The organism is Pseudomonas eucalypticola (genome assembly GCF_013374995.1).
Lineage (GTDB): Bacteria > Pseudomonadota > Gammaproteobacteria > Pseudomonadales > Pseudomonadaceae > Aquipseudomonas > Aquipseudomonas eucalypticola.
The window spans coordinates 2,127,720-2,146,108 of sequence record NZ_CP056030.1 but is presented as its reverse complement, the minus strand read 5'-3'; the positions used below and the strand labels follow the sequence as shown (position 1 = coordinate 2,146,108).

General features: G+C 65.7%; 17 protein-coding genes. 15 read left to right on the top strand and 2 right to left on the bottom strand.

Going from position 1 to position 18,389, the window contains the following annotated elements; translation table 11 throughout:
* Positions 1–6: 6 nt before the first annotated feature.
* From HWQ56_RS09920 to HWQ56_RS09900, 5 genes are read left to right on the top strand one after another with little or no spacing between them, the layout of a single operon-like run.
* Complete coding sequence (locus HWQ56_RS09920; RefSeq protein ID WP_158153899.1) at positions 7–1,224, top strand: glycosyltransferase family 4 protein; 1,218 nt, start codon at positions 7–9, stop codon at positions 1,222–1,224.
* Positions 1,215–2,315, top strand: coding sequence for a glycosyltransferase family 4 protein (locus HWQ56_RS09915; protein WP_176570331.1), 1,101 nt, complete (start codon positions 1,215–1,217; stop codon positions 2,313–2,315). Before HWQ56_RS09920 ends, HWQ56_RS09915 begins: the two co-directional genes overlap by 10 nt.
* Positions 2,315–3,712, top strand: a complete 1,398-nt coding sequence (locus HWQ56_RS09910; RefSeq protein ID WP_176570330.1) for an O-antigen ligase family protein — start codon at positions 2,315–2,317, stop codon at positions 3,710–3,712. Before HWQ56_RS09915 ends, HWQ56_RS09910 begins: the two co-directional genes overlap by 1 nt.
* Entirely contained in the window at positions 3,709–4,530 is an 822-nt protein-coding gene (locus HWQ56_RS09905) for an acyltransferase (protein WP_158153896.1), read from the top strand. Before HWQ56_RS09910 ends, HWQ56_RS09905 begins: the two co-directional genes overlap by 4 nt.
* Positions 4,531–4,538: 8 nt before the next feature.
* Positions 4,539–5,948, top strand: coding sequence for a lipid II flippase MurJ (locus HWQ56_RS09900; protein WP_158153895.1), 1,410 nt, complete (start codon positions 4,539–4,541; stop codon positions 5,946–5,948).
* Positions 5,949–5,998: 50 nt separating this feature from the next.
* Here HWQ56_RS09900 and HWQ56_RS09895 read toward each other — a convergent pair whose 3' ends face one another.
* Positions 5,999–6,334 carry a hypothetical protein gene (locus tag HWQ56_RS09895; protein WP_158153894.1) on the bottom strand — a complete coding sequence of 112 codons (336 nt, stop codon included), beginning with the start codon at positions 6,332–6,334 and terminating at the stop codon, positions 5,999–6,001.
* 591 nt (positions 6,335–6,925) lie between these two features.
* On the opposite strand from HWQ56_RS09895, the gene HWQ56_RS09890 reads away from it, so the two are divergent.
* The gene (locus tag HWQ56_RS09890) at positions 6,926–8,362 is read left to right on the top strand and encodes a carbohydrate porin (protein ID WP_176570329.1); all 1,437 of its coding nucleotides are present in this window, start codon (positions 6,926–6,928) and stop codon (positions 8,360–8,362) included.
* Between the two features lie 31 nt (positions 8,363–8,393).
* Positions 8,394–9,731: a glycoside hydrolase family 1 protein gene (locus HWQ56_RS09885; RefSeq protein WP_199267068.1), complete on the top strand. Its 1,338-nt coding sequence runs from the start codon at positions 8,394–8,396 to the stop codon at positions 9,729–9,731.
* A 126-nt stretch (positions 9,732–9,857) separates the two neighbouring features.
* On the opposite strand, the gene HWQ56_RS09880 is transcribed toward HWQ56_RS09885, so the two are convergent.
* On the bottom strand, positions 9,858–10,565 hold the full coding sequence (locus HWQ56_RS09880; protein ID WP_158153891.1) for a GntR family transcriptional regulator: 708 nt from the start codon (positions 10,563–10,565) through the stop codon (positions 9,858–9,860).
* 108 nt (positions 10,566–10,673) lie between these two features.
* Between HWQ56_RS09880 and HWQ56_RS09875 the strand changes: the two genes are divergently transcribed.
* The 8 genes from HWQ56_RS09875 to HWQ56_RS09840 all read left to right on the top strand — a co-directional run bounded on the left by HWQ56_RS09875 (position 10,674) and on the right by HWQ56_RS09840 (position 18,376).
* Complete coding sequence (locus HWQ56_RS09875) at positions 10,674–11,099, top strand: GlcG/HbpS family heme-binding protein (protein WP_176570328.1); 426 nt, start codon at positions 10,674–10,676, stop codon at positions 11,097–11,099.
* Between the two features lie 147 nt (positions 11,100–11,246).
* The gene (locus HWQ56_RS09870; RefSeq protein ID WP_176570327.1) at positions 11,247–12,293 is read left to right on the top strand and encodes an amidohydrolase family protein; all 1,047 of its coding nucleotides are present in this window, start codon (positions 11,247–11,249) and stop codon (positions 12,291–12,293) included.
* 3 nt (positions 12,294–12,296) lie between these two features.
* A complete protein-coding gene (locus HWQ56_RS09865) occupies positions 12,297–13,205 on the top strand; it encodes a VOC family protein (protein WP_158153888.1) in 909 nt (302 codons plus the stop codon).
* Positions 13,206–13,207: 2 nt separating this feature from the next.
* Positions 13,208–14,074 carry a fumarylacetoacetate hydrolase family protein gene (locus HWQ56_RS09860; RefSeq protein ID WP_176570326.1) on the top strand — a complete coding sequence of 289 codons (867 nt, stop codon included), beginning with the start codon at positions 13,208–13,210 and terminating at the stop codon, positions 14,072–14,074.
* A gap of 3 nt (positions 14,075–14,077) precedes the next feature.
* Positions 14,078–15,616 (top strand): bifunctional 3-(3-hydroxy-phenyl)propionate/3-hydroxycinnamic acid hydroxylase, encoded by a 1,539-nt coding sequence (locus HWQ56_RS09855; protein ID WP_176570325.1) that lies wholly within the window; start codon positions 14,078–14,080, stop codon positions 15,614–15,616.
* Positions 15,617–15,659: 43 nt separating this feature from the next.
* Positions 15,660–16,892, top strand: coding sequence for an amidohydrolase family protein (locus tag HWQ56_RS09850; RefSeq protein ID WP_176570324.1), 1,233 nt, complete (start codon positions 15,660–15,662; stop codon positions 16,890–16,892).
* Positions 16,889–17,785, top strand: a complete 897-nt coding sequence (locus HWQ56_RS09845; protein ID WP_176570323.1) for an alpha/beta hydrolase — start codon at positions 16,889–16,891, stop codon at positions 17,783–17,785. Before HWQ56_RS09850 ends, HWQ56_RS09845 begins: the two co-directional genes overlap by 4 nt.
* An 84-nt stretch (positions 17,786–17,869) precedes the next feature.
* Positions 17,870–18,376: a hypothetical protein gene (locus HWQ56_RS09840; RefSeq protein WP_158153883.1), complete on the top strand. Its 507-nt coding sequence runs from the start codon at positions 17,870–17,872 to the stop codon at positions 18,374–18,376.
* Positions 18,377–18,389: the final 13 nt, after the last annotated feature.

Sequence of the window (18,389 nt, the reverse complement as noted above, 5' to 3'; positions counted from 1 at the left end):
GATTCAATGCGCATTCTCTGGACATTGCCCTATTTGCCCTGGCCAACCACCAGCGGCGGCAAGACCCGCCAATACCACCTGCTGCGCAGCCTGGCCGCGCGCGGGCACCGTATCACCCTGCTGGTGCAAGCCAAGACCGACGTCGACCAGGCCACCCGCAACGCCCTGGAGCCGTTTCTCGAACAGTTGATCGTGCTGCCGCGCCGCCCGCTGCGCAGCCTCAAGACATTGATGGCGGTGGTGGCCGCGCCCTACCCGATGCTGGCCAGCATCAACGGCCTGGCCCCCCAGCTGGAGCGCTATTTCGACCAACTGCTCACTACCCGCTGGGACGTGGTGCAGATCGAACACAGCTATGCCTTCGAACCCTATGAAGCGGCGCTGCGCCGCCATGGCCAGCCGTTCCTGCTGACCGAGCACAACATCGAGTCGGCCCTGGGCGCGGCCAGCTATGACCGCTTTCCGGCCTGGCTCAAGCCCTTCACCGCCTACGACCAGTGGCGCTACCGGCGCTGGGAGAAACGCGTGTTCGCCCAGGCCACGCAACTGGTGGCCGTGACCGAAGCCGACGCCGAGCAGATGCAGACGCTGTTCCAGCGTCAGGCATCGGTGGTGGTCAACGGCGTCGACTGCCCCCATTACGCCACCGTGCAACCGGCATTCGACAGCCAGCGTCTGCTGTTTATCGGTAATTACGAGTACAGCCCCAACCTGGACGCCGTGGAATGGGCCATGGAAGCGATCATGCCCAAGGTGTGGGCGCTGAACCCCGACGTGCGCCTGGCCGTGTGCGGCTTTGGCCTGCCGGCCCAGTGGCGCGAACGCTGGCCCGACCCGCGGGTCGACTTCCAGGGGTTCGTGCCCGACCTGCGCGCCCTGCAAGAACAGACCGCGGTGTTTTTCGCCCCGCTGCGCCAGGGCGGCGGCTCCAAACTCAAGGTACTCGAAGCCATGGCCGCCGGCCTGCCGGTGGTTACCACCGGCCAAGGCGTGTCGGGGTTGGCCGTGACCAACGGCCAGCACTACCTGGGCAGCGAAACCGCCGACGGCCTGGCGCACCTGCTGGCCGACGCGGTGCGCGACCCCGCCGGCCTGCAAACCCTGTCCGACGCCGCGCGCCGCTATGTGCGCGGCCACCACGACTGGGCCGTCGCCGCGGCCCAGCTCGAACATGTCTACTCTCGCCTTTTGCAACCTATGGAAGACACCAGCGTATGCGCATAGGACTGGATTACCGCCCCGCCACCAGCTACCCCAACAGCGGCATCGGCCGCCAGACCCTGGCGCTGGAAGCTGCCTTGCGGGCCAACCCGGCCGTGCAACTGCAACTGTTCACCGTGGCACCCGAAGACCATCGCATCCGCCGCAAGGCGCACTGCCCGCGCTGGGGTTCGCCGCTGCAGGGCCTGCATCGCCTGCCCATCCGGCTGAAATTCGAAGCCGGCTTCCTGCCCGGCGCGCTGCGCGAAGCGGGCATCGAAACCTACATCGCCAACTTCAACATGGGCCTGCCCCTGGGCCGCAAGCCCGAGGGCCTGAAGTATGTGCTGCAATTGCACGACCTGTTCCAGCTGACCCTCACCAACGCCCACGGCTCGCAGCTCAAGGCGCGCGTCTATGGCTACACCGACAAGCTGTCGATCGGTTGGTCGGTGAAGGTCGCGGACCGGGTGTGGGTGCCTTCCCAGTACACCGCCGACGAACTGGTCAAGCTGTTTCCCCAGGCCCGCGACAAAGTGCGGGTGCTGCCTAACCTGGTGCTGCCGTTCAGTGGCGAACCCGGCGACATCAGCAGCCTGCAACTGCCCGCCCGCTATTGGCTGGCCGTGGGCACCCGCGAGCCGCGCAAGAACATCCCCTGGTTTGTGAGTGCCTGGCAACAGGCGCGCCAGCAGAACCCGGACACACCGGAACTGGTGCTGGTCGGCGCCCGCGAACACTTGCCCAGCGCCCAGCAGCACTTGCATGGCCTGCATTTCGTCAGCGACCTCAGCGACGCCCAGTTGCAGGCGCTGTATGCCGGCGCCGCGCGGTTGTGGCAACCGTCCTACGCCGAAGGCTTCGGCCTGCCGGTGATCGAGGCGCTGGGCCTGGGTACACCGGTGGCGGTCGCGACCGGGTCGGCCCTGGATGAAATCACCCCGGCCGACAGCCCGCGCTTTTCCCCCACCGACACCCCGGCACTGGTGGCGTTGATGACCCGCCTGGCTGCCGAGCCCGCCGTGGACGCCGGCCCGCTCAAGGCCTGGGCCCAGGGGTACGGCGAAGCCGCCTACCGGCGCCGCTTCGATGAACTGCTCGAGGAGTTGCGTTGATGCCCATGGCTTTCCCGCTTGCCCTGATCGTCAGCGTCGTCTTCGGTGTGCTGGCCTGGCTGTTGCCGGCGCCCAAGGTGATGGCGGTGATGGTCGGCATCGCTGCCGTCGTCACCATCCTGCGCAAGCCACTGTGGGGGTTGCTATTGTTCGCGGTGATCGCCACGTTCCTGCCTTACACCACGGTCAACGTCGGTATCCGCACCACCGTGTCCGAAGCCCTGGTGATGCTGGTGTGGGCCAGCGTGATGGCCCAGCATCTGTTCGGCCAGATGCACCGCGCGCCCAAGGCCCTGCACACCGAGCGCATGGTCATCGCGTTCATGCTGTTCAGCGCCCTGCCCTTCGTGGTCGGCCAGGTCGTCATCGATGCCGCCGGCAATGGTCCGGTCAACTGGGTACGGTGGCTGTTCAACCTGTCGACGCTGTTTCTGGTACCTCGCCTGCTGGACACCCCGCGCAAGCGCGAGCAACTGGTCATCGCCCTGTTGCTGGGTACCCTGGGGCTGCTGTTGCTGGCAATTCCGGTGTACCTCAAGGACCGCACCCCCGACACCCTCACCGGCATCCTCGGGCGGCTGGGCTACGGCTCCGTCGACCAGTTGAGCGAAGGCCTGGCCGGCCTATCGGGGCGGATGGCGTCGCCCTGGACGCACCCCAACATCACCGGTGGCGCGATGGCGTTGCTGGTGCCCCTGGCCGCCTGCTTCGGCCTGACCCGCACCGGCTGGTCCAAGGCCCTGGGCGTTGCCGTCACCCTGCTGGGGCTGGTCGGCCTGCTGCTGACCGGTTCCCGGGGCGCGCTGGTCAGCCTGGTGCTGGTGCTCATCTGGCTGGCGCGCAAGCGCGTTCCCTACACCGGCCGGGCGTTGATGGTGGCCGTGGTCGGCGCGGCGCTGTTGCTGATGTTCTACCCACCGCTGCAAGACCGGGTCATGGACCTGTTCTCCAGCAACGACGCCAGTACCTCGGTGCGCTTCGATGAGTACGCCAACTTCCCCCGCGCCATGGCCCTGTACCCGCTGGGTATCGGCTTCAAGGTCGACCCGCCGGTTCCCGGCACCACCCTGTGGGGTATTTCCAACCTGTACCTCAACTACATCTACAAGCTGGGCTTGCTGGGGCTGGTGATGTTCCTGGTGGTGGTCCGCAGTTGGTGGAAGTACACACGCCCTACCACCAAGGCCCTGGTGCTGACCCCTGACAACGCCTTGTGGATGGGTACCCTGATTGGCCTGCTGGCCGCGCTGGTCAGCGGCCTGTTCGACCACTACTTCAGCTTCACCATGGTGCTCGTCGCTCTGTTCTGGCTGCTGCTGGGCTTGAACCTTCAAGAAGCCAAGCGCCTGCGCGCCACCGCTGCCACTTCTCTTGCACTACCAGGAAACCGCCCATGAGACATCGGCTTTATCATTCGCGAAACCTGCGCCAGGCCTTGCCTGAATATGCCCTGAAGATGGGAGTGAGCCACGAAGAACTGGCAGCGGCCTACGACTGGATGCTGGCCAACGAAGTGGCGTTCGAACAACCGCTCAAGGGCGATATCCTGTGTTTCATCAGTTATGTGAACATTGAGCCGCGCATCGAACACCCGCTGGCCCGGCGCTTCTACGCGCTGCTGGGCCGCGAGCTCAAGGGCGCCTTGATCCCGCTGTACGGCAAGAACTGGGCAACCCTGCGCGACCGCATGCTGCGCACCTGGGAGCAGGCCTACAACATCCTGATCTGCAAGATCCCCAGCCATACCCTTCGCCTGGCCTGGTTGCGGCTGGGGGGCGCGAAAATCGGCAAAGGGTCCACCGTGTGGCGCAACACCGAAGTGCTGGGCGTCGACGGCCTGCGCATTGGCGACGACACCGTGGTGGGCTGGCACTGCCAGCTGGACGCCCGCGGCGGGCTGATCATCGGCAACCATGTGACCATCGCCTCCCACGTGCTGTTGATCGCCGGCGGCCATGACACCCAGGCCCCGGAGTTCTGGGCCGTGGGCGGGCCGATCTACATCGAGGACTACGCCTGGATCGCCAGCCGTGCGCTGCTGTCCTTCGGCGCCCACATCGGCGAAGGCGCCATCGTCGGCGGCAACAGCGTGGTCAGCAAGCCGGTGGCGCCGTACGCCATCGTCGGTGGGCCAAATGCCGAGGTCAAAGGTGAACGCTGCCGCAACCTCAACTACAAGGTGGGCGGCAAAGGCCTGTTCACCCTGTTCCACTGAGGCCTGTCATGTTTGGCTCGACGTTGTGGTTGACCCTGGCCACCCTCACGGGCCTGGCAGCCGGCTTTGCCCGGGAATGGCTGCTGGTGGCCTCGTGGGGCGCCGGCGCGCAGAGCGACGCCTTTCTGGTGTCGCTGTTCCTGCCCGAAGCCCTGCGCATGGCGCTGGCCGCCGGGCTGTTGAGCGCCGCGGCATTGCCGCTGTTCCAGCAACGTGACGCCCAGGGCCAGCGCGCCTGGCTGGGCGCCCTGGTGCCCCGCCTGTTCGTGCTGGGCCTGGGGCTAGCCCTGTTTCTGAGCCTGGCCGCCCCCTTGCTGGTACGCGCCATCGGCCCCGGCCTGGACAGCGACGGCTATGTACGGGCCGCCAGTTCCCTGCACTGGCTGGCCTGGTGCGCGCCGGGGTTCGTGCTGCATGCGCTGTTCTGCGTCCCCTTGCAGGCGCGCTCGCGGTTCGTGCTGGCGGGGCTGGGCTCGTTGCTCTTCAACCTGCCGCCAGTGCTGTACCTGGCGGTGTTGCGCCACGACGCCACCACCACGGGCCTGGCGTGTGCCTGCGTGCTGGGCAGCTGGCTGATGCCCGCCGTGTTGGCCCCTTCCCTGCTGCGTGCCGGCTGGCGCCCGTGGCAACGCGAGCAGGCACCAGGCGCGGTGCGTGAGCTGTTGCACCGCATCGGCCCGTTGCTGAGCAGCAACCTGGCCAGCCAGGGCTTGGCGCTGCTGGAGCGCATGGTCGCGTCGCTGCTGGGTGAAGGCGCGGTAACCTGGATCAACCTGGCGCGCAAACTGATCAACCTGCCGCTGATTGCCCTCATGAGCCTGAACCAGGTGTTGCTCGGCTTGATGAGCGGCAGCGCCGGCGAGCAGCGCCTGACCTTGCTGCGCAAGGGGTTGAGCAGTGCAACCTTGCTGACCGTGCCAGCCGTGACCGGGCTGATCGGCGCTTCGGCGGCGCTGGTCACCCTGCTGCTGCCCAACCAGTCGGCCGACGGCCCCTTGCCGCAACTGCTGGCCTGGTTCTGTGCGCCGCTGATGTTTGGTGCCTGGAACGCTCTGCTGGCGCGCTACGCCTACGCGGCGGGCGACACCCGCATGCCGCTCAACTGCGAACTGGCAGGCAGCCTGCTCAACGCCGTGCTGCTGGGCCTGCTGCCCTGGGTGTTCGGCCTGATCGGCATCGCCATGGCGGCCTTGTGTGGTGTGCTGTTGACCGGCGTATTGCTGATGCGCCGCCAACAGCTGCTGGGGCAATTGCCGTGGCGCAGCCATTGGTTGCTGGGCGCGGTGGCGATGTTGCTGGCGGGGCTGGTGGTGCACCCGTTACCTGGCCTGTGGGTGCAACTGGGCGTCAGTTGCGTGTGCGGGGTGGTATTGCTGGTGGGGCTGGGCGTATGGCTGCGGCCGTGGGCGCGGGGATGAGCCAGGGGCGCTACCCGTAGCAGCCCCTGGCGCCGCAGGCGTGGGCGGGCCTAGCGGTAGTGGTGATGCCGGCGTTCCCACTCGTGACGACGCTGCGCCTCGCGGCGCGCCTGCTCACGGCGCCAGCGTTCCCGGCGAATCTGCTCCTGGCGGGACTGCCAGTGGCCATCGCGCCGGTAGTGGTCGTCGTAAGCCAACTCGCTCGAAGGCTGGCTGCCCATGCTCAGCACATCTGGCCACGGGTTGGATGCGCCTCGGGGATTCGCCGCAGGGCCTTGGACGAGCGACGGGGCCAGCGGCGCCTGGGTTTGCGTCGCGCAGGCCATGCCGGCCGTCGCCAGGGAGAGCACCGCGGCGAGCACGATGGAGGGGCGGTAGAATTTCATAAGTCAGGTAGGTCTCTGGTAAACCGTTGAATCTGAATCGACCTCGCGGCCGCGGCGCCGACTGTGTCAGTTTCGACAAAAATCTCCTCAAGTAGACCATCTTGCGTAGGAAAGTTCTACGCAACCGTTAAAGATTCTTCATCATTTTCAATAGGTTGCCTTTTCGGACGGCGGGACTGCGCCTGCTGAAAAATCGACTCGAAGCGTATATGCCCCTAGTCCTCAGATTGCCTCGGACCTCGCCCACTCCCACCGGCGACCACGCCTGAGATATTGTACGGAATGAGGATACATAAATTTTAATATTTTATATTGCGTGCGTATTTACTTCTGTATAGGATTCTGAGCACCAACAATCATAAAAATGACCGCCATGACCACTACCCAGCTCCAGGCAGCGGTAGACGCTGCTCCCCGCAGCATGCCGTGCGCCCTCGACACTCCCTGCGTGGCTAACCCGCCCTGGCCATCCGACCACCCGCATCCCTGATACCTGATCCACCGCAAGCATTGCCGAACGTGCCGCCTGCGCCGGCCAGGGACTCGTGCGCCTTGTGAACAGAGCCACAACAATAAAAAAAGAAGGTCTCCATGAACAAATACGCCCCGTATTCGCTGTTCGCTGTCTCGCTGTTGTGTGCAACGCCCAGCTTTGCCGACCTGGCGCAGCTTGAACTGGCCAGCCTGGAATACCCGGGCGAGCCGATTGGCCCCAGCGTTGCCATCCCGGACTCCTTCATTCCGGTGATGACCCCGCCCCCGCTGGAAAAACAAGGCAAATGGCTGGACGACCACGGCGTCAGCCCGCACCTGGGGCTGACCCAGTTCTACCTGGCCAACCCGGGCGTGGGCACCGACACCGGCAACCACGAGTCGTTGACACTGTTCGATGTGGGCGTGGACGTCGATCTGGAGAAAATCCTGGGCTGGCACGGCACCCGCCTGCACTTCAATGAGCTGTACGTGCCGTACCGCAACAACCTGGATTTCGGCGCGCAAGCCGGTGACGTGCTGTCGAGCAAGTCGAGCCCGTACATTCCCCGCGTCAGCCACCTGACCCTGTTCACACTGGAACAGAAGCTGCTGCAGGACCAACTGACGGTGGAAGGCGGTATCAGCAATGCCGGCAACTACTTTGCCCTGCCACTGTGCAACGTCGGCCTGGGCTGCACCACGCTACCGGACGCCGCGGGCGCCAACCCATCGCCTTATGCCAACTGGGGCGCACGGCTCAACTACCAGTTCACCCCGGCCTTGAGCGCTCAGGTGGGCACCTGGCGGGTCAACGACGCCTATCCCTTCGCCAATGGCTGGGAACGTGGCGCTGGCTCCTCGGGCGGCAACATGTCCACCACCTACCTGGCCAACGTGGCCTACCGCACCGACTTTTCCACCACGGCGTATCCGCAATCCTATGAACTGGTGGGTTTCCACAACACCCGCGACGGCAACGACCCGTACTACACCACGGCTGGCACCGCGCAGCTCAGCGATTCGGCCCATGCGCCCGCCACCACCAACGGCCTCAACGGCTTTTACCTGGGCCTGAAGAAAACCTTCTGGCGCGCCGATGGCGGCCAGTCCAAGGACATGACGCCCACGGCCCTGAGCGCCTACTTCGCCGGCAGCCACGTGTTCGAAGAGGATGTGCCCAACGGCATTCCCAACCAGGTCAGCACCGGCTTGATCCTGTCCGCGCCATTCAAGTCACGCCCCTATGACACCTACTCGCTGAGCGCCCATTGGGTGCAACTCAGCGACCATGAACAGAAGTACATCAACGCCGCCTACCGCTCGGTGGGCCAGGACTACACAAGCCCCGGTGGCGAATACGCACTGGAGCTGGACGCCAACCTGATCCTGACCCGCGGGGTCGTGGTCAGCCCCTATGTGATGTACACCTGGGACCCGATCAACACCGTCAACCCGTTCGATGGCATTGCCCCCAAGGCCGGCGTGTCGGCGGGCTTCCTGTTCCATGTCCAGCTGGAAAGTTTCCTGGGGCTTGACTCGGGCATGCATCGCTGAAGAACACACTGGTAAAAAGGAAATCGAGATCGTGAAAAATACCTCTGCCCCACTCAGCCGCCGTGACGTGTTGGTCGGTGGCGCCACCCTGGCGCTGGCCGCCAGCCTGCCGGGCCTGGGCTACGGCGCCGGCAAGACCTCGGCCTTTCCCGCAGGCTTCCTGTGGGGGGCCGCGTCCGCCGGGCACCAGATAGAAGGCAACAACAGCGACGCCGATGTCTGGCTACTGGAACAGGTGACCCCCACGGTGTTCGCCGAGCGCTCCGGCGATGCCTGTGACAGCCTGTTCCGCTGGAACGAAGACGTGGACCTGGTGAAAGGCATGGGCCTGAACACCTACCGGTTCTCGTTGGAATGGGCACGCATCGAGCCCACCGAGGGCCAGTTTTCCGTGGCGATGCTGGATCTGTACAAACGCATGATGGGTAGCTGCCTTGAGCGCGGCATCACGCCCATGGTCACGTTCAACCACTTCACCACGCCGCGCTGGTTCGCCGCACGCGGTGGCTGGGAGGCGGACGGGGCCCCGGACCTTTTCGCCCGCTTCTGCGAGCGTGCGGCCACCCACCTGGGCAGCCATTTGAGCTACGCCACCACCCTCAACGAACCCAACATCCTGGCGATCCTGGACTGGCTGCCGCTGCCCTTCCCGCCAGCGTTCAAGGCCGTGGAAGCGCAAATGCTGCAAGCGGCAGCCAGGGCAACCGGCAGCGCCAACTATTCGGTGGCCAACTTCGGCCAGTACCAGCCCAAGCTGAAGCGGATGCTGGAAGGCCACCGCAAAGGTTATCAAGCGATCAAATCGGCGGCGCCGCAGGCGTGGGTGGGCGTCAGCCTGTCCATCACCGACGACCAGGCCGTGGGCCCGGACAGCCAGCGCGACGCCAAGCGCGAAAGCGTCTACGGGCCGTGGATGGAAGCGGCCAAGACCTCGGCGGATTTCATTGGCGTGCAGAACTATGGCCGGCAGCAGGTGAATGCCCAGGGCGCCATGCTACCGCCCAAGGGTGCGGAATTGACCGATAGTGGCGAGGAATATTACCCGGCATCCCTGGAAGGCGCCGTTCGCTATGCGCACCAGGCCACGGGCAAACCGGTGATCGTCACCGAAAATGGCATCAACACGGCCAACGACTCGCGGCGCCAGGCGTACATTCCCGAGGCATTGGCCGGGCTGCAGCGGGCCATGCACGACGGGGTGCCGGTGTTGGGGTATGTGCACTGGAGCTTGCTGGACAACTTCGAGTGGCTGTTTGGCTACAAGCCCAAGTTTGGCCTGGTGGCCGTGGACCGTGCGACGTTCAAGCGCGAGATGAAGGGCAGCGCCCGGGTGCTGGGGGCGATTGCCCAGCGCAACGGGCTGGCATGACACCCACGGTTTAGCAGTGGCCGCCAGGCTGCGTCACGGGCGCCGCGTCCCACTCGACAGGCCGTGTGCACCGCCGACGCGGCCATGGCCGCTGCTACACAGATGGCGGGGGAGCGGGGTATCTGCTCAACGCCCCTGAATGAACAACGGCGAGTCCGCGCGCACGATGCTCGCCGTGCGCTCGATGTGCCCGCGCAACAACCCCACGGCCTCATCCGCCCGGCCTTCCACCGCCGCTTCCATGATCTGCTGGTGCTCGGACTTCACATCACGCTTGGCCGTGAACGCCTGCGGCGCCGAGAGGGTGCGATAGCGATGGTGCTGATCGGCCAGTTGATCACAGAACGCCAACAACCACCGCGACCCGCACCCACTGATCAACGCCCGGTGAAACGCGCGGTGCGCCGGCTCCCAGTCCGGGTTGTCCTCGAAATGCTCCTGGGACAGCGACCGCGGCGTGCGCGCCAGGCGATGGTGGGCAATGACCACCTCTTCTTCCCACGCCCGATCGCGGCGGGCAATGGACTCGCGCAGGGCAATTTCCTCCAGCCAGCAGCGGGTCTTGGTGATTTCCACCAGGTCCTGCTCGCTGACCTCCGCAACAACGAAGCCACGCAGTTCGCGCTTTTCCACCAGGCCATCGGAAATCAGCCGGTTCAGCGCCTCGCGCAACGGCGTCGCGCTGGTGGCATAGCGGCCCGCCAAGGCATCGATCACCAGCTTGCTGCCAGGCTCCAATTGACCGTTGATCAGGTCCGCGCGCAGCTGATCATAAAGGTCAGTGGCGCGGGTAGAGGGGCGGTTATCGATGCTGACAGCAGGGGTTCGAGCCATGGGTAAATGCACCAGAGAATGAAAAACAAGCAGTCGGGGTTGCGATTGCGCAGCCAATCATATCAGATACGCCTGCACCGTTCATTTAATATATAAAAAGGAGCCGTCATGCCCACACTCACCCTCGATCTGGCCCAAGCCGCTCTGCACGGCGCTTTGCAAGCCGCACGCGATCATCAATTCCAGCCCATGGCGATCGCGGTGGTCGACACCGCAGGTGCGGTGATCACCTGTTCGCGCGAGGATGGCGCCACCGCGCTGCGCCTCTCCATCGCCACGGGCAAAGCCTGCGCTGCCGTCGGCATGGGGGCGAATACGCGATTATTAGCAAAGAAAGCCAGTGAAATGCCAGCTTTCTTCGGCGCGATCGCCACCACCAGCGGCCAACCCTTCATTCCGCACACCGGCGCAATGCTGGTGCTAGACGCTGCGGGCAACGTGCTGGGGGCGGTGGGTGCCTCTGGCGGAACCGGCGACGAAGACGAACGGGTCGTCACGGCTGGCATCGAGACAGCGGGCCTGACCGCGCGCTAGTGACCTTCCGCGGGGCCTCCGCCAGGCACTGAGCGAGGCCTCGACCGTTGTAAGCAAGCTGATACCGCAATTTTTAATATTTTATATTGCCACCAAAAATCATTTTATATAGGATTTGCCGACACAATCATAAAAACAGCCACGACCATGACCATCCAGCTCTCCAAAGACCTGGGCACCGATATCCACGCCCATTTCGTACCGGACCGCTTCCCCACCTGGGCCGATAGGCATGTGCCCGCCGGCTGGCCCTCCTTGATGCAGATACCCTCACACGATGGCCATTGCCACTGCCACGTGATGATCGACGGCAAGCATTACCGAACCGTGTCCGACCAATGCTGGAGCCTGCCGCGGCGCCTGGCCGATCTGCCGGGCATGGGTCTGGCGCACCAGGTCATCTCGCCGATGCCCGAGCTGCTCAGCTACTGGCTGGCGGCGCAGCACGCGCAGCCGCTGCTGCGTTATATCAACGAATCCATGGCGCAACTGTGCGACGAAAGTGGCGGTGCCTTGCTGGGCATGGCCGCGGTGCCATTGCAGGATGTGGACCTGGCCATCGCCGAGCTGGAATACGCCACAGGCACCTTGGGCCTGGTAGCGGTCGAGCTGGGCAGCAACATCAACGGTGTGACCTTGGCCGACCCCAGCCTGCGGCCTTTCTTCCAGGCCTGTGTGGCATTGGATGTGCCCGTGTTCGTCCACGCCCTCAAGCCCTGCGGCATGGACCGCCTCAGCGGGCCTGCGCAGTTGCAGCAAGTGCTGGCCTACCCCAGCGACGTGGGCCTGGCCGCTGCCAGCGTGATCACCGGCAACCTGCTGCGCGATTGCCCCGGCCTGCGCCTGGCGTTCAGCCACGGCGGCGGCACGTTCGCCTCGCTGCTGCCACGCCTGGAGCAAGGCTGGAAAACCTTTCCCACCCTGCGCGACAGCATGGCCATTTCACCCAGCGAACAGGCGCGCCAGTTGTACTTCGACACCCTGGTCTTCGATGCCCCGACCCTGCGCCACCTGATCGATACATTCGGCGCCAGCCAACTGCTGCTGGGCAGCGACTACCCCTTCAATTTTCACGAACGCAAACCCGTGGCACGGTTGCACGAATGTGGCCTGGACGACGCCGGCATTCAGGCTCTGCTGCACGGCAACGCCCAACGTTTTCTTGCATGCTCGACTTACACAGGCAGGGGTTGACCTATGGCTTCCAAATGGATTCAGGCATTGCGCAGCGTCGCGCTCGACGTACCCGACCTGGCGCTCGCCGAGGACTTCTACACCCGCGTCTGGCACCTGGAGATCGCCGCGCGCACCGACACGGCCATCTACCTCAAAGGCACGGGTGCCGATCACCACCTGCTGGCCCTGCACCAGGCCGCCCACCTGGCGATCCGCAACGTCACCCTGCGCGCCAGGGACGCCGACGCCCTGGGGCAGATCCGCGAAGCCGCGCTGGCCAACGGCGGGCAGATCATCGAAGACCAGGTCAACGTGACCGAGCCGGGCGGCGGCGTGGCCCTGACCCTGCGCGACCCCCATGGCCGGATCCTGCGCATCGTGCATGGCGATGCGCGCAACACCGCGCCGTTCGAGGCCGTGGACCGCCCCATCCGCCTGGCCCACGCCGTGCTCAATAGCCACGACGTGGCGCAGTCCCAGGCGTTCTTCGAGCGCGTGCTGGACTTCCGCCTGTCCGACCGCACCAAGATCATGGCCTTCCTCAACTGCGACCACGACCACCACTCCATCGCCCTGGGCGTGACCGACAACGACGCGCTCAACCACATCGCCTTCCTGATGCCGGACCTGGAATCGGTGATGCGCGGCGGCGGCCGCATGCGCGACGCCCAGCACCCCATCGAGTGGGGCCCCGGCCGTCACGGCCCGGGCAACAACGCTTTCAACTACTTCATCGGCCCCTTCGGCGAAGTCATCGAATACACCGCCGACGTCGAGCAGATCGACGACAGCTACCAGGCCGGCGCGCCAGACGACTGGACCTGGCCCGAGGGCCGCGTGGACCAGTGGGGCATTTCACAGCCACCGTCACCGGCCCTCAAGGCCGCCCAGCGCAACGTCTTCTTTACCTCCCCAGAGCAAGGACAATAACAATGCGATTCACCACCTTTCTGCATAACGGTTCCCCGCGCCTGGGCCTGATCGAAGGCGACCAGGTCATCGACCTCAACGCCGCCGTGCCCCACGTACCGGCCGACCTGCGCCAGGCACTGGAACAAGGCATCGACCTGAACGAAGCGGCCCGGGCCGCCGCCGACAGCCAGGCCCCGCGCCTGCCGCTCAATGACCTGCAACTGGCGCCGCTGGTGCCCGAGCCCGGCAAGACCATCTGCCTGGGCCTGAACTACTTCGACCACGCCAGCGAAAGCGGCCGCGGCAAGCCTGAATACCCGTGGTTCTTCTACCGTGGCAAGACGTCACTGATGGCCCATGAAGTGGCCGGGCGCGTGCCCAAGGTCTCCGAGCGCTTCGACTTCGAGGCCGAACTTGCCGTGGTCATCGGCGCCAGGGTGCCGCGCCATGTGAGCCAGGCCGATGCGCTGGACTACGTGTTTGGCTACACCTGCTTCAACGACATGTCGGTGCGCGACTACCAGAAGCGCACCCCACAGTGGACCATCGGCAAGAACTTCGACGCCACCGGCGCCCTGGGCCCGGTCGTGGTCACCGCTGATGAGCTGCCTGCCGGCGCCAGCGGACTGCGCATCCAGTGCCGACTGAACGGCGAAATCATGCAGGACGCTACCACCCGCGACATGATCTGGTCGGTCGCCGAAACCATCTCGCTGCTGTCGGAGTGCCTGACCCTGGAGCCGGGTGACGTCATCGCCATGGGCACCCCGGCCGGCGTTGGCCAGGCCCGCACCCCGCAACTGTGGATGAAAGCCGGTGACGTGGTGGAAGTCGAAATCGAAAACGTCGGCCTGCTGCGCAACCCGATCCTGGCCGAAGGAGCCTGAGCCATGGCGGCCGATAACTACGATGTAGCCATCGTCGGCTTCGGCCCCTCGGGGGCCATCGCCGCCGCGCTGTTGGGCCAGGCAGGCGTCAACGTCTACGTGTGCGACCGCGCCCATGACGTGTACGACAAGCCGCGCGCCATCGCGCTGGACCACGAGATCCTGCGAGTCTTCCAGCACCTGGGCATTGGCGAGGAAGTGGCTCAGTACTGCGAGCCGTTCACCGACTCCTGCTACTTTGGCCTGGACGGGCAGATGATCCGCCGCATGACCGTGGTGCCCGAGCCCTACCCTCAGGCCCATCAGCCATCGGTGGTGTTCACCCAGCCGCCGGTGGAAGCGGTGCTGCGCCGCAGGATCGCCGCACTGCCCAGCGTTACCGTCGACACCGGCCTGAAGCTTGAGGCGTTGCAGCAAGGCAGCGACGACGTGACCCTGACGCTCAAGGCCGAGAACGGCACGCACAAGACCGTCACGGCGCGCTACCTGATCGGCTGCGACGGTGCCTCCAGCACCGTGCGCGAACAGGTCGGCCTTACCCTGCAAGACCTGGACTTCGACGAGCCGTGGCTGGTGGTCGACGTGGTGGCCAACGAACAGGGTCTGGCCAAGCTGCCCACCACCAGCGTGCAATACTGTGAACCCGAGCGCCCCTGCTCCTTCGTGATGGGCCCGGGTAACCACCGCCGCTGGGAAATCTCGCTCAAGCCGGATGAAGACCCGGTGCAGGCCGCCACCCCGGAAGGCGCCTGGCGCTTGCTGGAGCGCTGGATCGGCCCCGCGGACGCGCAACTGTGGCGCCAGGCCAGCTACCGCTTCCACGCCCTGGTGGCCGAGCACTGGCGCGTCGGCCGGGTATTCATCGCCGGCGACGCCGCGCACCAGCAACCGCCGTTCCTGGGCCAGGGCATGTGCCAGGGCGTGCGCGACGTCAGCAACCTGATCTGGAAACTGCAGGCGGTGCTCGACGGCCGCGTGCGGGGCCAGGCAGCCGAAGCCCTGCTGGACAGCTACAGCACCGAGCGCAAGGAACACGTGCGCCAGCTGACCACGACCATCAAGTCGGTGGGCGCAGTGATCTGCGAGCGTGACCTGGCCAAGGCGCGCGCCCGCGATACCCGTCTGCTCGACGAACAGGGCGGCAGCGTGCGCCCTACCCCGCGCCAGGACATCCTGCCGCGCCTGACCACCGGCCTGTTGGCAGACAGCCCCGCCGCCGGCAGCCTGTTCCCGCAGCCGTGGCTGCTCAAGGAGGGCACCCGCCAGCGCATGGATGACGTGCTCGGCGGTGGTTGGCGACTGGTGGTGACCGACCCCGACCTGGGCCTGGATGCGCACTTGCAGGCCATCACCGGCATGCAGCGCGTGGTGCTCGGCAGCCCGATGCTGACCGAGGCCGACGGCTTGCTGGCCGCCTGGTTCGCCCGCCACAACGTGACCGCCGCCATCGTGCGCCCGGACCACTATGTGTATGCCACCGCTGCGGGCGTCGGCCCCTTGGTCACCTTGCAACGCGAGCTGCTGCACCGCTTGACCGCTTGAACCTCATTCAGCCGTGACTGCTTACAACTACAAGGAACAGTCCATGAACGTCGTATTCCGCAATGCCCGCATTTTCGACGGCAGCGGTGCTGCTGCCTTCGCCGGCGAGATCCGCGTCGAAGGCAACCGCATCACCGAGGTGGCCCGTGCGCCGCACACCGTGTCCAGCCATGATGCGCGCGTCTTCGACTGCACCCATCACGTGGTGATGCCTGGCCTGGTGGAACCCCACGCGCACATCACCTGGCCGACGTCGGTGGAGAAGTTCGTGCCGGGCATGTACCTGCCACCGGAGGAACTGGCCCTGACCGCGGCGCGCAATGCCCGCATCCTGCTGGACCACGGCTTCACCAGCGCCTACTCCGCGGGCGCCCTGAGCAAGTCCCTGGAGATCAGCCTCAACGCCCATATCGTCTCCGGCGGAATGCCCGGGCCGCGCCTGATTCCCTCGTCGGTGGAGCGCGAACCGCCGAACGAAACCGACCTGGACCCGGGCAAGGTCGAAGGCAACCAGCGCGGTCCCGACGGCATGCGCAGCTTCGTCAAAGCGTGCGCCGAGCTGGGCGCCAAGGCTGTCAAGTTCCTGATCTCCGGTGAAAGCGCACTCAAGCCCGGCGCCTCGCACGAACTGCTGTACGACGCTGAAGAACTCATGGCTGCGGGCGAACAGGCGCGCGAGTCCAACGTCTGGCTGACCGGCCATGCCCACGGCGCCGAAGCCGTGAAGATCGGCGTGCGCAGTGGTTTTCGCGTGCTGTACCACTGCACCTATGCCGACGATGAAGGCCTGGATCTGCTGGAATCGCGCAAGCACGAGCTCTTCGTCGCGCCCACCATCGGCATCATCCAGGCAACCCTGGACGCCAACCCGCCGCCGCATTTCGACATGAGCCACATGAAGGCCGATGCCGCCATCGTGCTGGAACACCAGAAAGCCCTGGTGCCCAAACTGCGCGCTCGGGGCATCCGCCTGTTGCCGGGCGGTGACTACGGCTTCCCGTTCAACCCCAACGGCCGCAACGCCCGCGACCTGGAGCTGTGGGTGCGCCACTTCGGCTACACCCCGCTGGAGGTGCTTCAGGCCGCCACCGAACTGGGTGGGCAGATCATGGGCATGGGCGACGAGCTGGGCCTGATCAAGCCCGGCTACCTGGCCGACCTGCTGATGATCAAGGGCGACCCCACCGAGGACGTCACCGTGCTACAGGACAAGCACAACATCAGCTTGATCATGAAGGACGGCCAGCTGTACAAAACCCCGGAAGCACGGCCATGAGCGGCATGAGCGAGGCACTGGCGGCGCGCATCCGCGAGGTGGGCAATGACTTGCCTGCCGTCGCCGCCCTGTACGCCAACGCCCAGTCAGCGCCCGCCGCCGGCTCGGTCAATGTGCACGTGGACCTGAGCTATGGCCCCCACGAACGCCACCGCCTGGACCTGTTCACGCCCACTGGCGTGGCACCGGCCGGCGGCTGGCCAGTGCTGGCGTTCTTCCACGGCGGTGGGTTCATTCGTGGCAGCAAGGCGCACCGGCAGAACATCGGTCACTTCCTGACCCGCCACGGTTATGCCGTGGTGTTGGCCAACTACCGGCTGGCCCCGCAGAGCCAATGGCCGTGCGGGCCACAGGACGTCGCCCAGGTGTGGCAGTGGCTGCAGGACAACGGTGCTGAATTCGGTGTGAACGGCACCCGCGTCGTGCTGATGGGGGAATCGGCGGGCGCGGCCCATGTGGCCGCCACGGCACTGCGCGCAGCGTTTCAACCGCCTGGCTGGAACATCCGCGGCGCCGTGCTGCTGTCGGGCCCCTACAACGCCCGCCTGGAAGGCAAGGCGCGGAAACAGTTCGGCATCGACACGCCCGACCCGCGCAACGAAGCCTATTTCGGCAGCGACCCGGCGATGTGGGATAGCGCCAGCACCGTCGACCACGTGTCGAGCGCGCCCTTCCCGCTGCTCATCGGCTTTACCCAACTGGACCTGGTGCAAATGCAGGTGCAGGCCGGTGAGCTGTTCGCACGGCTGGTCAGCCAGCACGGTTTCAGCCCCGAACTGCTGGTACTGCCCAACCACAACCATTTCTCCCAGGGCTTCAGCATCGGCACCGCCGACACTTCGCTCAGCACGCCGCTGCTCACTTTCCTGGAAGCCGTCACTCGCGTTACCTGAAACCTTGTGGCCAGCCTGGCTGGCCTCATCGAATCACCGGTCTGTACCTACCCTGGACACGAACAATAAATCAGGTGTAACCGCATGAACCACGCCCCCGTCCCTGCCCCGCACTACATCCAGCGCGAAACCCTGCTGGGCTGCGCGATCAACGCCGCCATCGCCCTGTTTTTCGCCGCCCTGCTGTTTCACGACGCCGCCATCATTCCGTTATGGGGCACGAAAGGCATCGCCATCGACCTGATACCCACGGTGTTCATGCTCACCCTGTTCGGCAGCCTGGCCATCTCGCTGCTCACCCGCCAGCGCGTGCGCCTGGGCCGCATCGCCGCGCCCCAGGCCCGCCCATCCTCGTGGATTGTCGCGCTGGCCTCATTGCCGCTGGCCGCCCGCACCCTCATCGTCGCCGTGCTGATGACCGTCGTTCTGGTGCCAGCGACCTGCCTGGCGCTGATGACCCTGGCGGTGGACACCCTGGCCTTCTGGCCATTCGTGGCGTTCAAGATGGTCTACGCCGCCCTGGTCGGCGCGGTCTCCGCGCCATGGATTCTGAAAGCCGCGCTGACCGCCAGCGAACGGTCGCCCACCTGAGCCCCTCGGACTC